Source organism: Anaeromyxobacter sp. PSR-1, from assembly GCF_000964525.1.
GTDB lineage: Bacteria > Myxococcota > Myxococcia > Myxococcales > Anaeromyxobacteraceae > Anaeromyxobacter.
This window is the reverse complement of sequence record NZ_BAZG01000024.1, coordinates 21,775-39,994: the sequence shown is the minus strand read 5'-3', so window position 1 is coordinate 39,994 and position 18,220 is coordinate 21,775. Positions and strand designations below refer to the sequence as shown.

Sequence of the window (18,220 nt, the reverse complement as noted above, 5' to 3'; positions counted from 1 at the left end):
GATCGAGCAGGGCGAGGAGCGCGCCGGACGGGGTTCGGGCCATCTCGCCCCCATCTATGCGCGCGGGCGGGCGGCGCGCCAGCGCGGCGGCGCCGACGCCTCGCCCCGCCGCGGTCGAGTGGTCCGGGCCGGTGCGCCGGAGTGGACCTGTCGCGCCGCGCCCGGGCGCGGCAGAACGGAGATCGCCGCTGCCCCCGCGCCCCAGCCCGACCCGGAGCCCGTCATGTCCACGCCCAGCACGCCGTTCAGCTTCGTCCGCGAGACGCCGCCGGCGTCCCCCGAGGACGCCCATCGCCACTTCCTCGCCCGGCTCGCGTTCGAGACCGATCCCTCCGACCTCCACACCGACCTCGCGCGCGAGAAGCCGGGGCTCGTCGTGGTGGACGCCCGATCGGCCGCGGCGTTCGCCGACCTGCACATCCCGGGCGCGGTGAACCTCCCGGCCCGGTCCATCGACGCGGCCGCCGCCGAGCCGCTGCGCGGCAAGCTGGTCGTGACCTACTGCTGGAGCGCGAGCTGCAACGCGGCCACCAAGGCCGCGGCGCGCCTCGCCGGCCTCGGCGTCCAGGTGAAGGAGCTGATCGGCGGGCTGGACGCGTGGGTGCGCGAGGGCTACCCGACCGCCGGAGACCTCCCCGCCGACGTGCCCTTCGACGCCTACCTGCGCTGGCACCACGCCGGGAACGCGGGGCCGTTCCGGCGCCCGGCGTCCCGCTAGGCCCCCTTTCCCTCCAGCGCGGCGTCGACCGGGAAGGTCATGGCGCTGCGCGTGCCCACGAACGTCTTGCGCAGGCCGAGCTCGGGCATGTCCACGATCTCGAGCGTCTCGCGCGACCAGGCGTCGCCGCCCTGCAGGTACACCAGCTCGGCGTCGGCCGCGGCGCGGACATTGTGCGGCTCGCCGCCGGGCGGGAAGCCCAGGAAGTCGCCGGGGCCGATGGGCTCCTCGCGATCGCCGAGGAGCGCGACGCCGCGGCCGGAGAGCACGTACATCCACTCCCCGTCATGGCGGTGAACGTGCCGGACGAACGAGTCCCGCCCGGCCGGCACGGCGGCGATCCCGGCCGAGATGCGCTTCAGCGCGGGGCGCGAGAGCCACTGGAGGCGGACCTCGGACCGCGGGTTCTGGGGGTGCGAGTACGGCCGCGCCTCGCCGCGCTCGGCGACGCGGACGAGCAAGCGGGGCCGCGGGGCGGGCGGCGGCAGCCCGAACAGCTCCCGCGGCGGCTCGACGCCGGGGGGCAGGAACGGCACCTCGGCGTCGAGCGGGTAGACCGCATGGCGCGTCCCGGTGCGGACCAGGCGCCGCCCGAGCTTCGGGAAGTCGGCCACCTCCACGTCCGGGATCACCTCGCCGCCCTCGAGCAGCCACAGGCGCGCGCCGGCGGAGCCGTTGCGGACCTGGTGCGCCACGCCGGGCGGGAACGCGACGAAGTCGCCCGCGGCGATCGGGTGGTCGGTCCCGTCCAGCTCGACCACGCCCTGCCCCTCGAGCACGTACGCCCACTCCTCCTCGCGGTGGTGCAGGTGGTAGACGGCGCTCTCCTTGCCGGGCTCGAGGAAGGCGAGGTTCACCGCCACGCGCCCCAGCCCGGCGGCGCGCGAGAGCATCCAGCCGTGCACCTCGGCGCGCGGGTTGTACGGGTGACCGGCGGTGTGGGCGGGGCCGCGCTCGCTGGCGCGGATGAGGACGCGGGGCACGGTGGCGTCGGGCATGCGGATCCGATACCTCGACCCGTGCCGCGCGCGCCACCGGCGAGGCGGGGGCCCGCCCCGCGGCTCAGAGCTTGTAGCCGAAGCGCCGCAGCAGCGCCTTCCGCTCGGCGACGTCGGCCTCGCCCTCCACGCCAAGCGGCGCGCCGCCGTCCACCACCCCCACGATCCCGCGCCCGGTCGCGGTCTGCGCCACCAGCACCTCGACGTCGTTCGCGGTCGCGCAGAAGACGGTGCACACCTCCGGCACCGCCTTCAGCGCGTTGAGGACGCTCACCGGGAACCCCTCGCGCAGCAGCACCACGAACGCGTGGCCGGCGCCGATCGCCTGCGCGTTCCGGACGGCGAGGTCCACCAGGTCCGGCGCGTTCCCGGACCGCCGCACCAGCCGCGGCCCTGACGCCTCGCAGAACGCGATCCCGAAGCGCAGCGCCGGCGCGCTCTGCGCCAGCACCTCGTGCAGGTCCTCGACGGTCTTGATGAAGTGGGCCTGGCCCACCACCACGTTCACGTCCTCCGGCTTCTCGAGCCGGACCGCGGCGAGCTCCATGGCGTCCTCCTTCCGGCGCCCCCCAGCATGCCCACGGGGCGGCCCGGGCCGCGGCGGCCGCGCCGCGCGCACTTGGGTTGCGACGCCGCGCGCACGCGGACGGGGGAGCGGGCGCACGCCCGGCCGGCCGCGTGCGCGCCGCCCGCGATCGGCTCCCCGAAGGACCCCGACGCGCGCCGGGGGGCGCGCGTACGATCGCGATGGAGGTGACCATGGAGACCCCGCTCCAGCTGGCGTGGATTCACGTGGAGCCCTCCGAGCCGCTGGCCGAGCGCGTGCGCGAGGCGGTGCGGCGGCTCGAGCGATTCCACGGGCGCATCACCGGGTGCACGGTCGCGCTGGAGGCGCCGAGCCGGCACCACCGGAACGCCGGCGCCCAGTACCGGGTCCGCATCGAGCTGAGGTTCCCGGGCGGGCGCGCCGTGGTCGGCCGCGCGCCGCCGAAGAGCCGCGACCGCGCCGACCTGTACGCGGCGCTGAACGCGGCGTTCCGGGACGTGCGGCGCCAGCTCGAGGACCGGCAGCGGCGCATGGACGGCCGCGTGAAGGCGCACGAGGCGCCGCCGCACGGGGTGGTCGCGCGGATCTTCCACGGCGAGGGCTTCGGGTTCCTGCGGACGCCGGACGACCGCGAGATCTACTTCGACGCGCGCAGCGTGCTGCGCGGCGGCTTCGAGCGGCTGGAGATCGGCAGCCCGGTGCGCTTCGTGGAGGAGCCGGGCGACGAGGGGCCGCAGGCGAGCACGGTCGCGCCGCTCCGGCGGCGGGCCGCGGCGCCCGCGGCGCCGGCACAGCGCTGACCGGCGCGCGATCGCGAACGCCGAAAGGCACCGGGCCGGCCCGCGCGTGGCGAGCCGGCCCGGCGACGGCGATCGTGCAGCGAGGAGCTACTTCGACGCCGTCTTCGGCTGATCCTTCACGACCTCGAGGTCGAGCGTGATGGTGACCTGGTCGCCGACGGCGGGGCCCGCCTCGACCATCTTGTTCCACACCAGCCCGAAGTCCTTGCGGTCGACGCGGGTGGTCGCCGTGTAGCCGCGGCGCGTCTCGCCGTACAGCCCCTTCACCTCGGGCGACGCGGTCACGTCGAGCGTCACCGGGCGGGTCACGCCGTGCATGGTGAGGTCGCCGGTGACCTTCAGGCCGTCCTTGCCGGCCTTCGCGACCTTGGTGGACCTGAAGGTGATGGTCGGGTACTTCGCGACGTCGAAGAAGTCGGGCGACTTGAGGTGCGTGTCGCGATCCGGCACCCGGGTGTCGATGCTGTTCACGTCGATGGCGGCCTCGACGGTGGACCGCGTCACGTTCGCCTCGTCCAGCACGACGGCGCCGGACACCTTGGTGAACGCGCCGCGCACGGTGGAGATGACGAGGTGCTTCACCGCGAAGCCCGCGCTGGAGTGGGACGGCTCGATGGTCCAGGTGCTGGGCGCCGCGAGGGCGAGCGCGGGGACGAGGGCGAGGGCGGCGGTCAGGAGCTTCTTCATGATGGGTTCCGGTTCCTTTCGGTTCAGCGGGCGCATCGGCGCCCGTCCGATCGCCGCCTGATCTGGCATCGTTCCTGTCGTGGCGCACCGTGTTCTCCTGCACCTGTCTGTTGCCCGATTGGAACGCTGCTCCGGCGCCGCCGCGCCGCGCGCGCCGCTTGAAATCGCGCGCGGGGGCGGCAAGAACGCGGGCATGCCCCTCCCGCCGAGCGCCGCCCCCGACCCCATCGCCCGCTTCCTCGACGCGCTCGCCCGTGCCGCGGCCGCCTCCCCGCACGACGCCACCGCCGCCGCGCTCGCCACCGCCGACGCGCGCGGCGCGCCCTCGGTGCGGATGGTGCTGGTGAAGTCCGCCGACGCGCGCGGCTTCCCGTTCTTCACCAACCGCGAGAGCCGCAAGGCGCGCGACCTCGCCGCGAACCCGCGCGCCGCGCTCTGCTTCCACTGGCCGGCGCTGGAGGAGCAGGTGCGCGTCGAGGGCGCGGTCACGCCGCTCCCCGACGCCGAGGCCGACGCGTACTTCCGCAGCCGGCCGCGGGAGAGCCGCGTGGGCGCCTGGGCGTCGAGGCAGAGCGCGCCGCTCGGCGACCGCGCCGAGCTGGAGGCGGCGGTCCGCGAGGTGGAGGCGCGCTTCCCGGGTGAGGAGATCCCGCGCCCGCCGTTCTGGGGCGGCTACCTCGTCGCGCCCGAGCGGATCGAGTTCTGGCGCTCGGGGCCGGGCCGGCTGCACCACCGCACCGTCTACGTGCGGCGGGGCGACGGCTGGGAGGTGGGCGCGCTGCAGCCCTAGCGCGCCATCCGCCCGCCCCTCGACAGGCTCGGGGCGACCCTTCGACGGGCTCAGGGTGAGCGGGTCGACCTGAAGGGCGCCCTACCCGCCGCCGGCGCAGGCGCAGCTGCCGCGCGAGGCGCCGGGCTCGACGTGGCAGGCCCAGTCGGCCTCCTTGCCGCCCAGCGCCTGCGCGCACTCGCCGGCGCTGGCGCAGCCGCCCGCGGGCACGGTGCCGAGGTACTCGGCCGCGTAGGTCTCGCCGGGGTTCGCGACGCACGCCGCCGACGGGTCGATGGAGATGCACTGCGAGGTGCCGGCCGCGAGGCAGGCCGGGGTGGTGCTCGGGTCGTCGCAGGCGACGAAGCACCAGTCGGTGCCGTAGGCGCAGGTCCGGCGCGTCGTCCCCGAGGCGTCGGCGATGCGGAGGTTCGTCACCGCGCGGGCCGCGGGCAGCGTGGGGAGGCGCAGGCCGTCGAGCGGGCGCGCCAGGTCCGCGATGGCCGAGAGCACCGGGCCGAACGTGCTCGGCGGGTAGGCGTCGCACACCGTGCCCTCGACCACGCCGATGCCGCGCGCGCGGAGCTGGTCGCCGAGCTGCAGGAAGCGCTCGCCGGCGGCGAACGCGCCGCCGCAGGCGGGCGCGGCGGGGTGGCAGGTGAGCGGCGGCGCCACCGGGCAGGAGGCGGTGCCGCTGCACGAGTCGGCCGCCGCGTAGGAGCCGTCGGCGCAGCGCACGCTCGACACGATGAACGCCGCGCCCAGGTCGGCGGGGCCGTCGGCCCGCACCAGCGAGGCGAAGAACGACGCGTAGTCGGAGACCGGGAACTCGCGCTGCGCGCCGGCCGGCTGGTGCTTGTCGAGGACGCACGCGTCCGCGCCCGGCGTGGAGGTCGCCATGGGCACCGGCGCGGCGGCGGGGCTGGAGCAGTCGTCCTCGTCGCCCACCCACACCACCACCAGCTTCGCCCCTGCCCGCGGGAACGTGCCGGGCGCGACGCCGGGGAGCTGGCCGGCGAGCGCCTTCTGCAGCGCGAGCCGCCCCGCCTCGAGCCCCTGCTCCTGGCCCGAGCCGCAGCTCCCGACCTTGATGTTCTGCGCGAACTGCTGGACGAGCTGCGTCAGCCGCGCGTCCTGTGCCGCGGTGCCCCAGGAGGCCCAGTCGAGCTCCTTCGCGAACTCGAGGATGCGCGGGTTGCCGGGAGCGGACACGAGCGCGCCGCCGGGGTACGGGGCGCCGGCGACCGCGTAGCCGGGCGTGCAGAAGGACGACGACGGGAACGGGTTCGAGTAGGCGGTCTGCAGCGTGGTGCAGGCGTCGCCGGGCGCGCAGCCGGCCCCGGCGGCGGTGCAGTCGCTGGGCGCGCAGCACTGCTGCTTCGAGCCGGTCACGCGGAGCCCGTCCGCGTCGAGCACCGGGGTGGTCACGCACACCTGCCCGCCGCCGCAGCCCGCGGCGGTGCCCGGCGTGCACGAGGCCACGTCGGTGCAGGCCGAGGTGCGGCAGCACTGGTTGCCGCCGCTCCCCGCCACGCACGACCGGCCGTTCGGCCCGGCCCAGAACACCGACGTGGTGGTCACCGCGATCCGGAAGTCCACCGGATCGAGGCCGCGGGCGGCGCGCGCCGTGTTGGCCTGGACCATCCGCGTGATGAAGTCCTTGAAGCTGGCGGCGAGGCCGTCCTGCTTCGGGTCCATCGACGGGGAGTCGTCCACCACGAACAGGATGTCGGCGCTCGAGACCTTCGAGAGCTGCACCCGCACGCTGCCGGGCTGCAGCAGGCAGTGGCCGACCGGGCTGAAGTTGTAGTCGTTGCACCCCGCGGCGGCGGAGGCGAGCAGCGCGAGCAGGATCCCGCGGCGAACCATGCCCGACGAGATGAAGCTCGCCCGCCCGTGCGGCAACGGCCCGGAAGCCCGCCCTGTGCGAGGGATGCCGCGCGCCGGGCGCGCGCACGCGCGCCGCCCGGGCGCTCGCCCGCCGGGCCCCTACAGCCGGACGCGTGCACCCGCCGTGAAGCTGAACACGTCCGCGGGCCCGATGGTCCGCGGGTTGGCGGCCCACACCCGGAGCATGTGCCCGAGCGCCACGCCCTCCACGTAGATCGACACCGGCACGTCCAGGTAGCGCTTCGGGACGGCGAGGCTGGTCCCGAGCGTCAACCCGGGGTGCAGCGCCGTCGGGACCGGGTAATAGCCGTTCGGGTACCGGCTGGGCTGGACGATGAAGTAGTCGCCGCCGAGCAGGTAGGTCACCTGGAGCCCGACCGTGAACGGGCGCGCCTTCCAGCCCTGCCCGAGGCGGACGATCCAGGGCGACCAGGTCACCTTGGCCGAGAGCTGGTAGATGTCGGTGCCGCCCACCGACTCCGGCACCCACCCGAACAGGAGATCCCCGAGCACGTGGTCGTCGCGCCAGGCGTGGCCGCCGCCCACCGCGAGGAGGCCCACGTTGCCCGCGAACTGTGCGGTGAGGTGGTCCGGCAGCAGCCAGTGGCGATCGCCGCCCTCGTCGCGCTCGTAGGCGCGGTCGAGCGAGGCGTGCTCGGCCTCGGCCCGCGCGGGCGCGGGGGGCGCGACGGCGGCGGCGAGCGCCGTGAGGAGCGCCAGGGCGCGGGCGGGCCTCACCACGACACCTGCTCCACCAGCGGCTCGCCCGCGGCCGGCAGCGTGAGGAGCAGGATCGACCGCCCGGTGAGCGCGTCGGCGGTCCAGAGCCGCACGCCGGACTCCTCGCGCACCCCGTACCGGTGGACGTGCGCGTAGAACGAGTCGGTCACGCCGCGCGCGGCCAGCAGGTCGAGGTACGGCTGGCGCAGCGCCGCGTTGAAGTCCTCGTGCCAGGGCGGCACGTGCGCCACCACCACCGCGCGGTCGTGCGCGCCGTCCGGCGCGAGCTGCGCGTCGAGCCACTCGAGGTCCGGCACGTCCTCCGGGAAGCCGTACTCGCGCGCGTTCGTGTCGAGCAGCACGAAGCGGGTGCGACCCCAGGTGAACACCAGGTTCCGCGCGCCGAACATCCGGTCGTAGATCGCGTCGCCGCCGCCGAGCATGTCGTGGTTGCCGAGCACCACCAGCCACGGCACCCGCAGCCGGGCGAAGACGTCGTGCATCAGCTCGTACTCGCGGAGCAGGCCCAGGTCGGTGAAGTCGCCGAGCTGGATCGCGAACGACACGCCGTCCAGGCCGTTGACGAGCCCGACCGCGTCCTCGGCCTCGTCGAACGCGAGCTGCGTGTCGCCGAGGAGGGCCACGCGGAGCGGCTCCGCCGGCGGCGTGGCGAGGAGCGCCCCCACCGCCTTCCGGTTCAGGCCCTTGTTCTCGGGGAGCGCGTACGGGCTGTACTCGAGGCACCCCGACGCCAGCACCGCCAGCGCCGCGACCGCGCCGAGCGGGCTCCGGACGGACGCGAGGAGGTGGGGCCACAGGGACATGCCCCTCCACACCGCAAGGACCGTGCCCCGCCGCGCTGCGGCATCGAACGCGCGCCCCGCAGGCGAATGGGCTCGTTCCACGGCCGCCGCCGTGTCGGGTCCGTGGACAGGAGCCGCCCCGATTGTCGGCCCGACGTACAGGCGGGGTGGCCGGCGGGCCCGGACCCGCAGATAATCGGGGCATGGAGATGCCGATCGCCCAGGGCCCGGATCTTGCGAAGGATCGGGGCATGGGCAGCCATGCGCAGCACGAGCACCTGCGACGCTCGAACCTGGCCGCGGCGGACGAGCGCTGGCGCCGGAGCCGGCCCGCGCTGGTGGTCGCCCTCTACGCCGCCTGGATCGCCTTCGTCGTGCTGCTCTGGTTCCAGGGCTACCCGCGCTGGCGGGTGCTCGCCCTCCTGGGCCTCCTCGTCCTCGCGCTGGCGCTGCACGCGGCGCGCGCCTGCGTCCGCGCGAACGGCCCGTTCTGCACCGCCGTGAACGCCGCCGACCTCCGCCTCCCGCTCGCCATGGCGCTCGCGTCCGTGGCGCTGACCGGCGGCCTGCGCAGCCCGCTGCTCGTCGCCCTCCCCCCCACCGTCTCGGTGCTGGTGGTCCGCTGCGGCTGGCGGCGGGAGACCGCGGGAGCGCTCTGGGCCCTGGCCGCCGCCGGCCTGGTCATGCTGCTCGCGCCCGGCTGGATGGGGCCCCCGGTCCCGGAGGGCACGTTCGCGCTGGTCGCGCTGGTGGCGCTCGTCGGGACGGTGGCGGTGCACGCCGACTACGTCGTGATCCTGGGCGAGACGGTCGCCGACTCGGTCCGCGGGATGCTGCGGGCCCGCGACGAGGTGGCGAGCCAGGCGCTCACCCGCGCGCGCGAGCTCGAGCTGATGAGCTCGCAGATCTCGCACGAGCTGAAGAACCCGCTCGGCGCCATCAAGGCGCTGGTGCAGATCTCGGCCCGCGGCGCCTCGGACGGCGACACCTGCGAGCGGCTCAAGGTGGTCTCGTCGGAGGTCGAGCGCATGCGCGAGATCCTCGACGGCTACCTGTCGTTCTCGCGGCCGCTCGAGTGCCTGCAGCGCGAGGACCTCTCGCTGGGCGAGCTCGCCGACGAGGTGCTCTCGGTGCTGCAGGGCCGCGCCGCCGCCGCCGGCGTCGGCCTCCACCGGCGCGGCGACGCGCGCATCGACGCCGACCCGCGCCGCCTGAAGGAGGCGCTCCTGAACCTGATCGCGAACGCGGTGGAGGCGAGCCGCCGGGGCGACCGGGTCGAGGTGCTCGTCTCCGACCGCGGCGGCGCGGTCGAGGTGGCGGTCCGGGACACGGGCCGCGGCATGCCGCCGGCGGTCGTCGCGCGGCTCGGCACCCCCTTCTTCACCACCCGCGAGCAGGGCACCGGGCTGGGCGTCCTGCTCGCCCGGCGCGCGTTCGTCCAGCACGGCGGCACGCTCGAGTACGCGAGCGCCCCCGACGCGGGCACCACCGCAACCGGCACCCTGCCCCGGGTGCACCAGGAGGCCACCGAGAATGTCCCGGCTGCTGCTGGTCGATGACGAGCCCGCCGTGCTCTACGCGCTGAAGGAGCTGGCGCGCTCGAACGGCCACGAGCCGGTCACCGCGCGCTCCGGCGCCGAGGCGCTGGAGCGCCTCGAGGGCGTGGACGCCGTGGTCACGGACTACGCCATGCCGGAGATGGACGGCCTGCAGCTGCTGCAGGCCATCCACGAGCGCGACGCCACGCTCCCGGTGGTGGTCCTCACCGCGCAGGGGTCGGAGCGCGTGGCGGTGCGCGCCATGAAGGCCGGCGCCTACGAGTACGTCACCAAGCCCTTCGACATCGACGAGATGACGCTGGTGCTGGACCGGGCGCTCGAGACCCGCGCGCTGCGCGTCCAGAACCGCCGCCTGGCCGTCGAGAAGGCGCTCGGTCGCAGCATCGTCGGCGACGCCCCGGCCATGCAGCGGCTCCTCGACGCGGTGGCGCGCGTGGCGCCGAAGGACGTCACGGTGCTGGTGCGCGGCGAGACCGGCACCGGCAAGGAGCTGATCGCGTCCCTGCTCCACGCGCAGAGCCGCCGCGCCTCCGGCCCGCTCGTCCGCTTCAACTGCGCGGCCATCCCGGCGGAGCTGGCCGAGGCGGAGCTGTTCGGCCACGCGCGCGGCGCGTTCACCGGGGCGGTGCAGGCGCGCGAGGGGTTCTTCGCGCAGGCCGACGGCGGGACGCTGGTGCTGGACGAGGTGGGCGAGCTGCCGCTGCCGCTCCAGGCCAAGCTGCTCCGCGCGCTGCAGGAGGGCGAGATCCAGCCGGTGGGCGCCGGACGCGTCGAGCGCGTGGACGTGCGCGTCGTGGCGGCCACGCACCGCGACCTCGCCGAGGAGGCGCGCGCCGGCCGGTTCCGCGAGGACCTGTACTACCGGCTCGCGGTGGTGGAGCTGGTGGTCCCGCCGCTCCGCGAGCACCGCGAGGACATCCCGGCGCTGGCGAAGGAGTTCGCCCGGCGCTTCGCCGCGCGCTTCGGCGTGGACGACGTCCGGCTCTCGCCGCCGCTGCTGGAGCGGCTGGCGGCGGCGGAGTGGCCCGGCAACGTGCGCCAGCTCGAGAACCAGGTGGCGCGGCTGGTGGCGCTGAGCAACGGGGGCGAGCTCGGCCCCGAGGCGCTCGAGGCGGGGGCCGCGCCCGCGGCGCGGGAGCCGGGTGTGGAGCCGCCGCCGGAGGGCGCGCTCACGCTGCACGAGCACCTCGACGCGGTCGAGCGGAACATCATCGCCAGGACGCTGGCCGCCACCGGCGGCAACCAGTCCGAGACGGCGCGCCGCCTCGGGGTGAGCCGCGGCGCGCTCATCGACCGGCTGAAGAAGTACGGCTTCGCCTAGCCCGCCGGCGCGGACCGGCGGGCCCGTCCGCGGGCGCGCACGCTCAGTGCGGCACGAGGCCGCCGCCCGGCGGCTCCGCCGGGACGGGGCGCCGGCCCGGCTCGCGGCTCTGCTCGATCACCTCGGCCGCGAGCGCCCGGCTCACCATGGCGAGGTCGTCCACGCTGAGCAGCCCGACCAGCCGCTGCCGCGCGTCGAGCACCACCAGGCGGCGCACCGCGTGCTGCTCCATCTCGTGGGCGGCGTCGTCCAGCTCCGCGTCCGCGTAGCAGTGGATCACCTGCGGCGTCATCGCGTCGCGCACTTTCACGACGCGCGGGTCGCCGCCCTCCGCCGTGCTCCGCATCACCACGTCGCGGTCGGTGATCACGCCGAGGACCCGGTCGTGCTCCGAGACCGGCAGGATCCCGATGCCCAGCGAGCGCATCATGCGCGCCGCCTCCTGCAGCGTCGCGTCCGGGCCGATGGTCTCGGCGCGGATGGTCATCGCGTCCTTCACCCTCATGTCGGCCTCCTCGCGCGCTCGCCTAGGGGAGCTCGGCCCACGCCGGGTCCGCCACGGTCCGCGCGGTCGCGCACGTCTCCTTGGTCCGCACCACCACCACCGTGCAGGGCGCCTGGCGCACCACCCGCTCCGCCACCGAGCCGAGGACGAGGTGCTTCAGCCCGGTGCGTCCGTGCGTGCCCACCACCAGCAGGTCCACGCACTCGTCCCGCGCGTGCCGCAGGATCTCCACCGCCGGGGTGCCGGCGAGCACCTTGGTGTGCACCGGCCGGCCCAGCCTGCGCTCCGCGTCGCCCCGCCACGCCGCGATGTCGCGCTCGAGGTCCACCGCCACCAGCTCGAACAGCGCCCGCGGCGGCACCAGCATGTCGGCCGCGGCGGCCACCGGCAGCTCGTGCACGTGCACCAGCTCCAGCTCCGCCTCGAAGCGCCGCGCCAGGTCCGTCGCCTCCACCATCGCGAAGCGGGAGGCCTCCGAGAAGTCGACCGCGCAGCAGATCTTCATCCGTTCCGCCATCCTTCCCACCTCCCGCCGTCGAGCGTACGCCCTTCGCGCGGGCGCGCCCGCTGCCACCCGGGGGACTCCGGCGCGGCCTGCGGCCGCGGGTCGCCGCCCCCCGTCGCGGGCGAGGCACCCGGCCGCACCCGCACGCCGCCGCTCCGGCGGGCGCGTACACTGGCAGGACGGAACGGGGGGTGTCGCATGGCGATCGCGCCGCTGTCGGCCGGGGCGCTGCGGGACCGGGGGCTCGCCCCTGAGGTCGCGTTCCAGACGACCGAGGACCTCGAGGATCTCGACGAGCCGCTGGGGCAGGCGCGCGCGGTGGAGGCGCTGGCGCTCGCGGTGGCGATCCACGGCGAGGGCGGGAACGTGTTCGTCACCGGCCCCCCGGGCGCGGGGAAGCGCGCGCTGGTGCGCCGCCGCCTGGAGCGGGCCGCGCTGGACGCGCCCACCCCGTCGGACTGGTGCTACCTGAACGGCTTCGGGGATCCCCGCCGGCCGAGGGCGGTGGAGCTGCCGCCCGGGCGCGCGGTCGCGCTGCGCGCCGACCTGGACCGGCTCATCGACGAGCTCCGGCTCGCCCTCCCCGCGGCGTTCGAGAGCCCGCACCACCGGGCGCGCCTCCAAGCGCTGGAGAAGGAGCTGGAGGAGGCGCGCGAGCGCGCCATCGAGGAGGTGCGCCGCCACGCCGAGGCGTGCAGCGTGGCCCTGGCCCGGACGCCGGTGGGCTACGGCTTCGCGCCGGTGCACGACGGCGCGGTGGTGGAGCCGGACGCGTTCCGCCAGCTCCCGGACGACGTGCAGGAGCGCTTCAAGCGCGACATCGAGCGGCTGCAGGACGAGCTGCAGGCGGTGCTGCGCGGGATGCCCGCGCTGGAGCGGCGCCACCGCGAGCGGGTGAAGGCCGCCAACCGCGAGGCGGCGCTGGCCGCGGCCGGCGGGCTGCTGGAGGACGTGCGCCGCCGGTGGGCCGACCTCCCGGAGGTGCTCGACCACCTCGCCGCGGTCGAGCGCGACGTGGTCGACAACGTGCAGGAGTTCCTGTCCGGCGCCGAGGGCGACGGCGACGTGCCCTCGCAGGTGCGCAAGCTCCTCTCCGAGACCCCGGCGCTGCGCCGGTACGGCGTGAACGTGATGGTGGATCGCTCCGGCCAGGCCGGCGCGCCGGTGGTGTTCGAGGACCTGCCCAACGTCGCGAACCTGGCCGGCCGCGTCGAGCACCACGCGCACTTCGGCACCCTGGTCACCGACTTCACCCTGATCCGGTCCGGGGCGCTCCACCGGGCCAACGGCGGCTGGCTGATCCTCGACGCGCGGCGGCTGCTGGCGCAGCCGTTCGCCTGGGACGAGCTGAAGCGGGCGCTCCGCTCCCGCGAGATCCGCATCGAGCCGCCCGAGCGGCTCCTCGGCCTGGGCGGCACCTCCACCCTCGAGCCCCAGCCCATCCCGCTGGAGGTGAAGGTGGTGCTCATCGGCGACCGGCTCCTGCACCACCTGCTCTGCCTGTACGACCCGGAGTTCTCGCAGCTGTTCCGGATCCAGGCGGACTTCGAGGACGAGATCGCGCGGTCGGCCGACGCCGACCTCGGCTTCGCCCGGCTGGTGGCGACCATCGCGCGCCGGGGCGGGCTGCGGCCGCTGGACCGCCCCGCGGTGGAGCGCGTGCTGCGGGAGTCCTGCCGCCGCGCCGGCGACGCGACCCGCATCAGCGCCGACGTGTCCTCGCTGGAGGACCTGCTGCGCGAGGCGGACCACCGCGCCGCGGCCGACGGGCGGCCGGCGGTGGCGCCGGCGGACGTGGAGCGCGCCGCCCGCGCCCACGAGCGGCGCTCCGGGCGGATCCGCGAGCGGCTGCTGGAGGAGGTGCTGCGGGGGACGCTGCGGGTCGAGACCGCGGGCGCGCGCGTCGGCCAGGTGAACGGGCTCTCGGTGGCGTCCTCCGGCGGCGTGGCGTTCGGGCGCCCCACCCGCATCAGCGCCCGGGTCCGGCTCGGGCGCGGCGAGGTGGTGGACATCGAGCGCGAGGTCGAGCTGGGCGGGCCGCTGCACTCGAAGGGCGTGCTGATCCTGGCCGGCTACCTCGGCGGCCGGTACTGCCGCGGCCGACCGCTCACGCTCGCGGCCACGCTGGTGATGGAGCAGTCCTACGGCGGCGTGGAGGGCGACAGCGCCTCGTCGGCCGAGCTGTACGCGCTCTTGTCGGCGATCGCCGAGACACCCCTCCGCCAGTCGCTCGCGGTGACCGGCTCGGTGGACCAGCTCGGGCGCGTGCAGGCGGTGGGCGGCGTCACCGAGAAGGTGGAGGGCTTCTTCGAGGTCTGCCGGGCGCGCGGGCTCACCGGCGAGCAGGGCGTGCTGGTGCCGGCCGCGAACGTGCCGCACCTCGTGCTCCGCGACGAGGTGCTCGCCGCGGTGGCCGAGGAGCGGTTCCGGATCTTCCCGGTCGAGACGGTGGAGGAAGGCATGGAGCTGCTGACAGGGCTGCCGCCCGGCGCGCCCGACGCGGAGGGCCGGTTCCCGGAGGGCACGCTCGACGCGCGCGTGGCCGCCAGCCTGGACGCGCTGGCCGCGAGGGCGCGGGCGTTCGCGGCGTCCTCCCGCGGGGAGGAGCCGCGCCCCTGACCTCCGCGCTCCCGGGGCCGCCGGCCGCCTCAGAGGGCGGCGGCCGCCTCGACGGCGTGCGCGGGCTGGTGCGCGACCAGCACCTGGCACGGCGCCTCGCGCACCACGCGCGCCGCCACCGCGCCGCCCACGGTGCGCCCGAGGCGCCGGTGCGGGTGCGCGCCGATCACCACCAGATCGTACCCGCCCTCGCCCAGCTCCCGCAGGATCTCGCCCGCCGCGCCGCCGCTCGCGAGCAGCGCCCGCACCGGCCTGCCCACCATGCCCTGCGCGACGCCGCGCCAGCGCTGCAGCTCCGCGCCGAGCCGCTGCGCCTGCGCCTCCAGCCGCGCGGGATCGCGGGCCGCCGCGCGCGCCTCCGCCCTCGCGAGCGGCTCGTGGACGTGCACCAGCGCCAGCTCGGCGCCGGTGCGATGGGCCAGGTCCGCGGCCGTCGTGACCGTGGCGCGCGACGCCTCGCTGAGATCGACCGCGCAGAGGATCCGGTGCCAGGACCGCATGGCGCCTCCCCGGGCGCGCCGGTGCGCGCCCTTCCCGGCCGCCCGCCCGCGCCGGCGCGGCGGGGCAGGCCGGGGTCAGTGGTACTGCGCGGCCTCGGCCGCGACGTCCTCGTGCGCCGCCTCGGCGCCGCTCCGCACCACCAGCACCGGGCACGGCGCCCGGCGGGCCACCGCCTCCGCCACCGAGCCCAGCACCAGCCGGCGGAGGCCGCTCCGGCCGTGGGTGGCGATCACCAGGAGATCCGTCCCGTGCTCCGCGGCGAAGCGGGGGATCTCGTCCTCCGGCTGGCCCGGGGCGACGTGCGTGGACACCGGCGCGCCGAGGAGCCGCTCCGCCTCGCCGCGCCAGGCCGTGACGGTCCCCTCGACCTCCTCGGCGATGATCGGCCCGAGGTCGCGGGCGGCGACCAGCATGTCCGTCGCCATCGCCGGCGGCGAGACGTAGACGTGCAGCAGCGTCAGCTCCGCACCCATGAGGCGGGCGAGCTCCGCCGCCTCGTGCATCGCGCGGCGCGACGGCTCCGAGAAATCGACCGCGCAGCAGATCTTCTTCCAGCCGGCCATGGCGCACCTCCGGATCCCCCGGCGCTCGGCCCCGGTCCGCGGCGGGCGCCGGCTGGACCAGTCCGATCGTACGCCCGCCCACCGGGCGGAGCGCACGTCTGTGGGGGGGACCCGGAGGCGGGGCGAGGGCGCCGCCGCGCAGCGCGCGCACGCGCGTGCGCCGGCGCGCCGGTCCGCTCGCCCGCGCCGGCTCAGCGGGCCGCGATGAGCGTCGGCGCGCTCGCGGCGGCCGGGTCCTGCGGCTGCGCGGGGGCGACCGGGCGCGGCTCGATCCGCTCGCCGGCGGCGAGCATGCGGAGCGAGAGCGCCAGCAGCTCGGAGATCAGCTCGCCGGAGCCGGGGACGTCCAGCTTGCGGTAGATGCGCTTGCGGCGGGCCCGGATGGTCTCGGGGGAGACGTTGGCGGCGGCCGCGGAGTCCTTGCACGCGAAACCCTGGGCCAGCCGGAGCACCTCCGCGCGCTCGGCGGGCGTCAGGCTGCGGCCCTCCAGGTACTTGGCGGTGAACGGCGTGAGGATCTCGACGTCGATGTGAGGCATGGGCTCTGCTTCCTTCCCCGGAACGTGTCCGGCCGTCTCGGCGCCGCCCGGGTCCCCGATCCACCCCTGGACCCCACCCCGGGCGGCCGCCCTGGTGAACGCCACGTTAGGCACCATCCAGCCGGGCGCCACGCCCCATATGGTGCACCCACATGAAAGTTCGCGGGGTTGAACGCCGCGCTCGCCCCCCGAGCGGCCGCGAATAGAATGCCCGGACCCATGCCGGACCCAGCGCGGGAGGACCGAAGGCCGCTCACCGCCCGCGCCCTGCGCGCCGGCCTGGCGTGGATGACGCCGCTCGGCGGCCCCCTCGACCTCCGGCTCCTGGGTCGCACCCTGCTGCACGCGGCGGTGCTGGGCTGCGTGGCGGGCCTGGTGGGCGCGGGCTTCTTCGCCGCGCTCGAGCTCGGGCAGCGCCTGCTGCTCGGCGGGCTCGCCGGGTACCTGCCGCTCCGCGCCGCCGGCGAGCTCGTCTTCGGGAGGGAGCCGGCCGGACCCCTGCGCCCCTGGGTGCTGGTCCTGCTGCCCGCGCTCGGCGGGCTGGCGAGCGGGCTCGTCACCGCGAAGCTCGCGCCCGAGTGCGGGGGCGGCGGCGGCGACGCTACCATCGACGCCTACCACCTCCACGGCGCGCGCATGCGCGCGCGGGTGGCGCCGGTGAAGGCGCTCGCGTCGGTCCTGACGCTCGCCACCGGCGGCGCGGGCGGCCGCGAGGGGCCGACGATGCAGATCGGCGGCGCGCTCGGCGCGCTCACCGGCCGGCTGCTGCCCACCAGCCCGCGCGAGCGGCGCATCCTGATGGTCGCGGGGGTGGCGGCCGGCATCTCGGCGGTCTTCCGGACGCCGCTCGGGGCCGCCCTGCTCGCGGTCGAGATGCTCTACCGCGACGACTTCGAGTCCGACGCCCTGGTGCCCGCCATCCTGGCGAGCGTGGTCGCGTACTCGCTGGTCGCGTCCATCTACGGCGAGGCCACGCTGTTCGGCCGCCTCCCGGCGTTCCCGTTCGTGCCGCGCCACCTCCCGCTGTACGCGCTGCTCGCGCTCCTCGTCTCGCTCGGCGCGGTGGCGTTCGCGGTGAGCCTGCGCACGGTGGCGCGGGTGTTCCGGCGGCTGCCCGGGCCGGCCTGGCTGCGGCCGGGCGTGGGCGGGCTGCTCATGGGCGGGTTCGCCACCGCGATCATCCTGCTCGTCGGCCACCTGTACGGCGCCGAGGACCGCGGCATCGGGCTGCTCGGCGGCGGCTACGGCGCGGTGCAGGCCGCCATCGCCGGCTCCCCGGGCATGCAGCCCGGGTGGTCGCTGGTCGTCCTCCTGCTCGGCCTCGCCGCCGCGAAGGTGGTGGCGGCCTCGCTCACCATCGGCTCGGGCGGCTCCGCCGGCGACTTCGCCCCGGCGCTCACCATCGGCGGCCTGCTGGGCGCGGCGTTCGGCCACGGGGCCGCGCTCCTCACCGGCGATCCCACGCTCCAGCCGGCCGCGTTCGTGCTGGTGGGGATGGGCACGCTGTACGGCGGGCTGGCGCACGTGCCGCTCTCGGCGCTGGTGCTGGTGTCGGAGCTGGCCGGCAGCTACGACCTGCTCGTCCCCATGATGCTCTCCATCGGCGTGGCGTACGTGGCGCTGCGGCGCTGGACGCTCTACCCCGCGCAGCCGCGCAACCAGCGCGAGTCGCCGGCGCACCCGGAGCTGCGCGCCCGCGACCTGCTCGCCCGCGTCACCGTCCGCGACGTGGCGGTGCCCGCCGAGGCCGGGCCGGCCGAGGCGGGCGCGCGGCTCGCCGAGGGGCTGGCGGCGGCGGGCCACACCTCCCGCCAGCGCGTGCTGCCGCTGCTCGGCCCCGCCGGCGCGTGGGCGGGGATCGCCGACGTGGACGCGATCCGCGCGGCCGCCGCCGACCCGCACCTCGGCTGGGCGGTGCTCGCCGACGTGGCGGCGCGGTGGACCGCGGTGGCGCCCGAGACCACGCTCGCCCGCGTGGGCGAGCTGCTGGTGGACAGCGGCCTGCGCCAGCTGCCGGTGCTCGAGGGCGGCCGGGTGACCGGCTACGTCGGCGAGGCGGAGATCGCGCGGGTGTTCCTGCAGGCGATCGCCGATCCGCCTGCTCGCCACCCTGCCGGCGCCTGACGAGCGCCCTCCTGCTGCGCCCCATCTCCCGCGCGCACCGGCGCGCGGCCGG

General features: G+C 76.4%; 18 protein-coding genes. 7 read left to right on the top strand and 11 right to left on the bottom strand.

Going from position 1 to position 18,220, the window contains the following annotated elements; translation table 11 throughout:
* The first annotated feature begins 223 nt into the window (after positions 1 to 223).
* A complete protein-coding gene (locus PSR1_RS06490) occupies positions 224 to 718 on the top strand; it encodes a rhodanese-like domain-containing protein (protein ID WP_082100161.1) in 495 nt (164 codons plus the stop codon).
* On the opposite strand, the gene PSR1_RS06485 is transcribed toward PSR1_RS06490, so the two are convergent.
* Together PSR1_RS06485 and PSR1_RS06480 are read right to left on the bottom strand one after the other, a co-directional pair.
* A complete protein-coding gene (locus PSR1_RS06485) occupies positions 715 to 1,716 on the bottom strand; it encodes a cupin domain-containing protein (RefSeq protein ID WP_059436806.1) in 1,002 nt (333 codons plus the stop codon). The genes PSR1_RS06490 and PSR1_RS06485 overlap by 4 nt on opposite strands.
* A gap of 64 nt (positions 1,717 to 1,780) precedes the next feature.
* A complete protein-coding gene (locus tag PSR1_RS06480; RefSeq protein WP_059436805.1) occupies positions 1,781 to 2,263 on the bottom strand; it encodes an adenosine-specific kinase in 483 nt (160 codons plus the stop codon).
* 212 nt (positions 2,264 to 2,475) lie between these two features.
* Between PSR1_RS06480 and PSR1_RS06475 the strand changes: the two genes are divergently transcribed.
* Complete coding sequence (locus PSR1_RS06475) at positions 2,476 to 3,063, top strand: HPF/RaiA family ribosome-associated protein (protein ID WP_059436808.1); 588 nt, start codon at positions 2,476 to 2,478, stop codon at positions 3,061 to 3,063.
* 87 nt (positions 3,064 to 3,150) lie between these two features.
* Here PSR1_RS06475 and PSR1_RS06470 read toward each other — a convergent pair whose 3' ends face one another.
* Entirely contained in the window at positions 3,151 to 3,750 is a 600-nt protein-coding gene (locus tag PSR1_RS06470) for a YceI family protein (protein WP_059436804.1), read from the bottom strand.
* 193 nt (positions 3,751 to 3,943) lie between these two features.
* Between PSR1_RS06470 and pdxH the strand changes: the two genes are divergently transcribed.
* The gene (pdxH, locus tag PSR1_RS06465; protein WP_059436803.1) at positions 3,944 to 4,540 is read left to right on the top strand and encodes a pyridoxamine 5'-phosphate oxidase; all 597 of its coding nucleotides are present in this window, start codon (positions 3,944 to 3,946) and stop codon (positions 4,538 to 4,540) included.
* Between the two features lie 81 nt (positions 4,541 to 4,621).
* Here the strand turns inward: pdxH and PSR1_RS06460 are convergent, their stop codons facing one another.
* From PSR1_RS06460 to PSR1_RS06450, 3 genes are all read right to left on the bottom strand, one after another.
* Positions 4,622 to 6,388, bottom strand: coding sequence for a hypothetical protein (locus PSR1_RS06460; RefSeq protein ID WP_059436802.1), 1,767 nt, complete (start codon positions 6,386 to 6,388; stop codon positions 4,622 to 4,624).
* Positions 6,389 to 6,508: 120 nt separating this feature from the next.
* Complete coding sequence (locus tag PSR1_RS06455; protein WP_059436801.1) at positions 6,509 to 7,150, bottom strand: hypothetical protein; 642 nt, start codon at positions 7,148 to 7,150, stop codon at positions 6,509 to 6,511.
* Positions 7,144 to 7,953, bottom strand: a complete 810-nt coding sequence (locus tag PSR1_RS06450; protein WP_059436800.1) for a metallophosphoesterase — start codon at positions 7,951 to 7,953, stop codon at positions 7,144 to 7,146. The genes PSR1_RS06455 and PSR1_RS06450 overlap by 7 nt, the downstream gene beginning before the upstream one ends.
* Before the next feature lie 182 nt (positions 7,954 to 8,135).
* Here PSR1_RS06450 and PSR1_RS06445 point away from each other — a divergent pair, with 182 nt between their 5' ends.
* A complete protein-coding gene (locus tag PSR1_RS06445; protein WP_059436799.1) occupies positions 8,136 to 9,491 on the top strand; it encodes a HAMP domain-containing sensor histidine kinase in 1,356 nt (451 codons plus the stop codon).
* Positions 9,466 to 10,812 (top strand): sigma-54 dependent transcriptional regulator, encoded by a 1,347-nt coding sequence (locus PSR1_RS06440; protein WP_059436798.1) that lies wholly within the window; start codon positions 9,466 to 9,468, stop codon positions 10,810 to 10,812. Before PSR1_RS06445 ends, PSR1_RS06440 begins: the two co-directional genes overlap by 26 nt.
* 43 nt (positions 10,813 to 10,855) lie before the next feature.
* On the opposite strand, the gene PSR1_RS06435 is transcribed toward PSR1_RS06440, so the two are convergent.
* Both PSR1_RS06435 and PSR1_RS06430 read right to left on the bottom strand, forming a co-directional pair.
* Positions 10,856 to 11,317: a CBS domain-containing protein gene (locus tag PSR1_RS06435; RefSeq protein WP_011420505.1), complete on the bottom strand. Its 462-nt coding sequence runs from the start codon at positions 11,315 to 11,317 to the stop codon at positions 10,856 to 10,858.
* Between the two features lie 22 nt (positions 11,318 to 11,339).
* Positions 11,340 to 11,834 (bottom strand): universal stress protein, encoded by a 495-nt coding sequence (locus tag PSR1_RS06430; RefSeq protein ID WP_059436797.1) that lies wholly within the window; start codon positions 11,832 to 11,834, stop codon positions 11,340 to 11,342.
* 186 nt (positions 11,835 to 12,020) lie between these two features.
* Between PSR1_RS06430 and PSR1_RS06425 the strand changes: the two genes are divergently transcribed.
* Positions 12,021 to 14,441, top strand: a complete 2,421-nt coding sequence (locus PSR1_RS06425) for a Lon protease family protein (RefSeq protein ID WP_059436796.1) — start codon at positions 12,021 to 12,023, stop codon at positions 14,439 to 14,441.
* A gap of 29 nt (positions 14,442 to 14,470) precedes the next feature.
* On the opposite strand, the gene PSR1_RS06420 is transcribed toward PSR1_RS06425, so the two are convergent.
* From PSR1_RS06420 to PSR1_RS06410, 3 genes are all read right to left on the bottom strand, one after another.
* Positions 14,471 to 14,941, bottom strand: a complete 471-nt coding sequence (locus PSR1_RS06420; protein WP_059436795.1) for a universal stress protein — start codon at positions 14,939 to 14,941, stop codon at positions 14,471 to 14,473.
* Positions 14,942 to 15,016: 75 nt separating this feature from the next.
* Complete coding sequence (locus PSR1_RS06415) at positions 15,017 to 15,505, bottom strand: universal stress protein (protein ID WP_059436794.1); 489 nt, start codon at positions 15,503 to 15,505, stop codon at positions 15,017 to 15,019.
* 191 nt (positions 15,506 to 15,696) lie between these two features.
* Positions 15,697 to 16,044, bottom strand: coding sequence for a LuxR C-terminal-related transcriptional regulator (locus tag PSR1_RS06410; protein WP_059436793.1), 348 nt, complete (start codon positions 16,042 to 16,044; stop codon positions 15,697 to 15,699).
* A 219-nt stretch (positions 16,045 to 16,263) separates the two neighbouring features.
* On the opposite strand from PSR1_RS06410, the gene PSR1_RS06405 reads away from it, so the two are divergent.
* Positions 16,264 to 18,168, top strand: coding sequence for a chloride channel protein (locus tag PSR1_RS06405; RefSeq protein WP_059436792.1), 1,905 nt, complete (start codon positions 16,264 to 16,266; stop codon positions 18,166 to 18,168).
* Positions 18,169 to 18,220 lie beyond the last annotated feature (52 nt).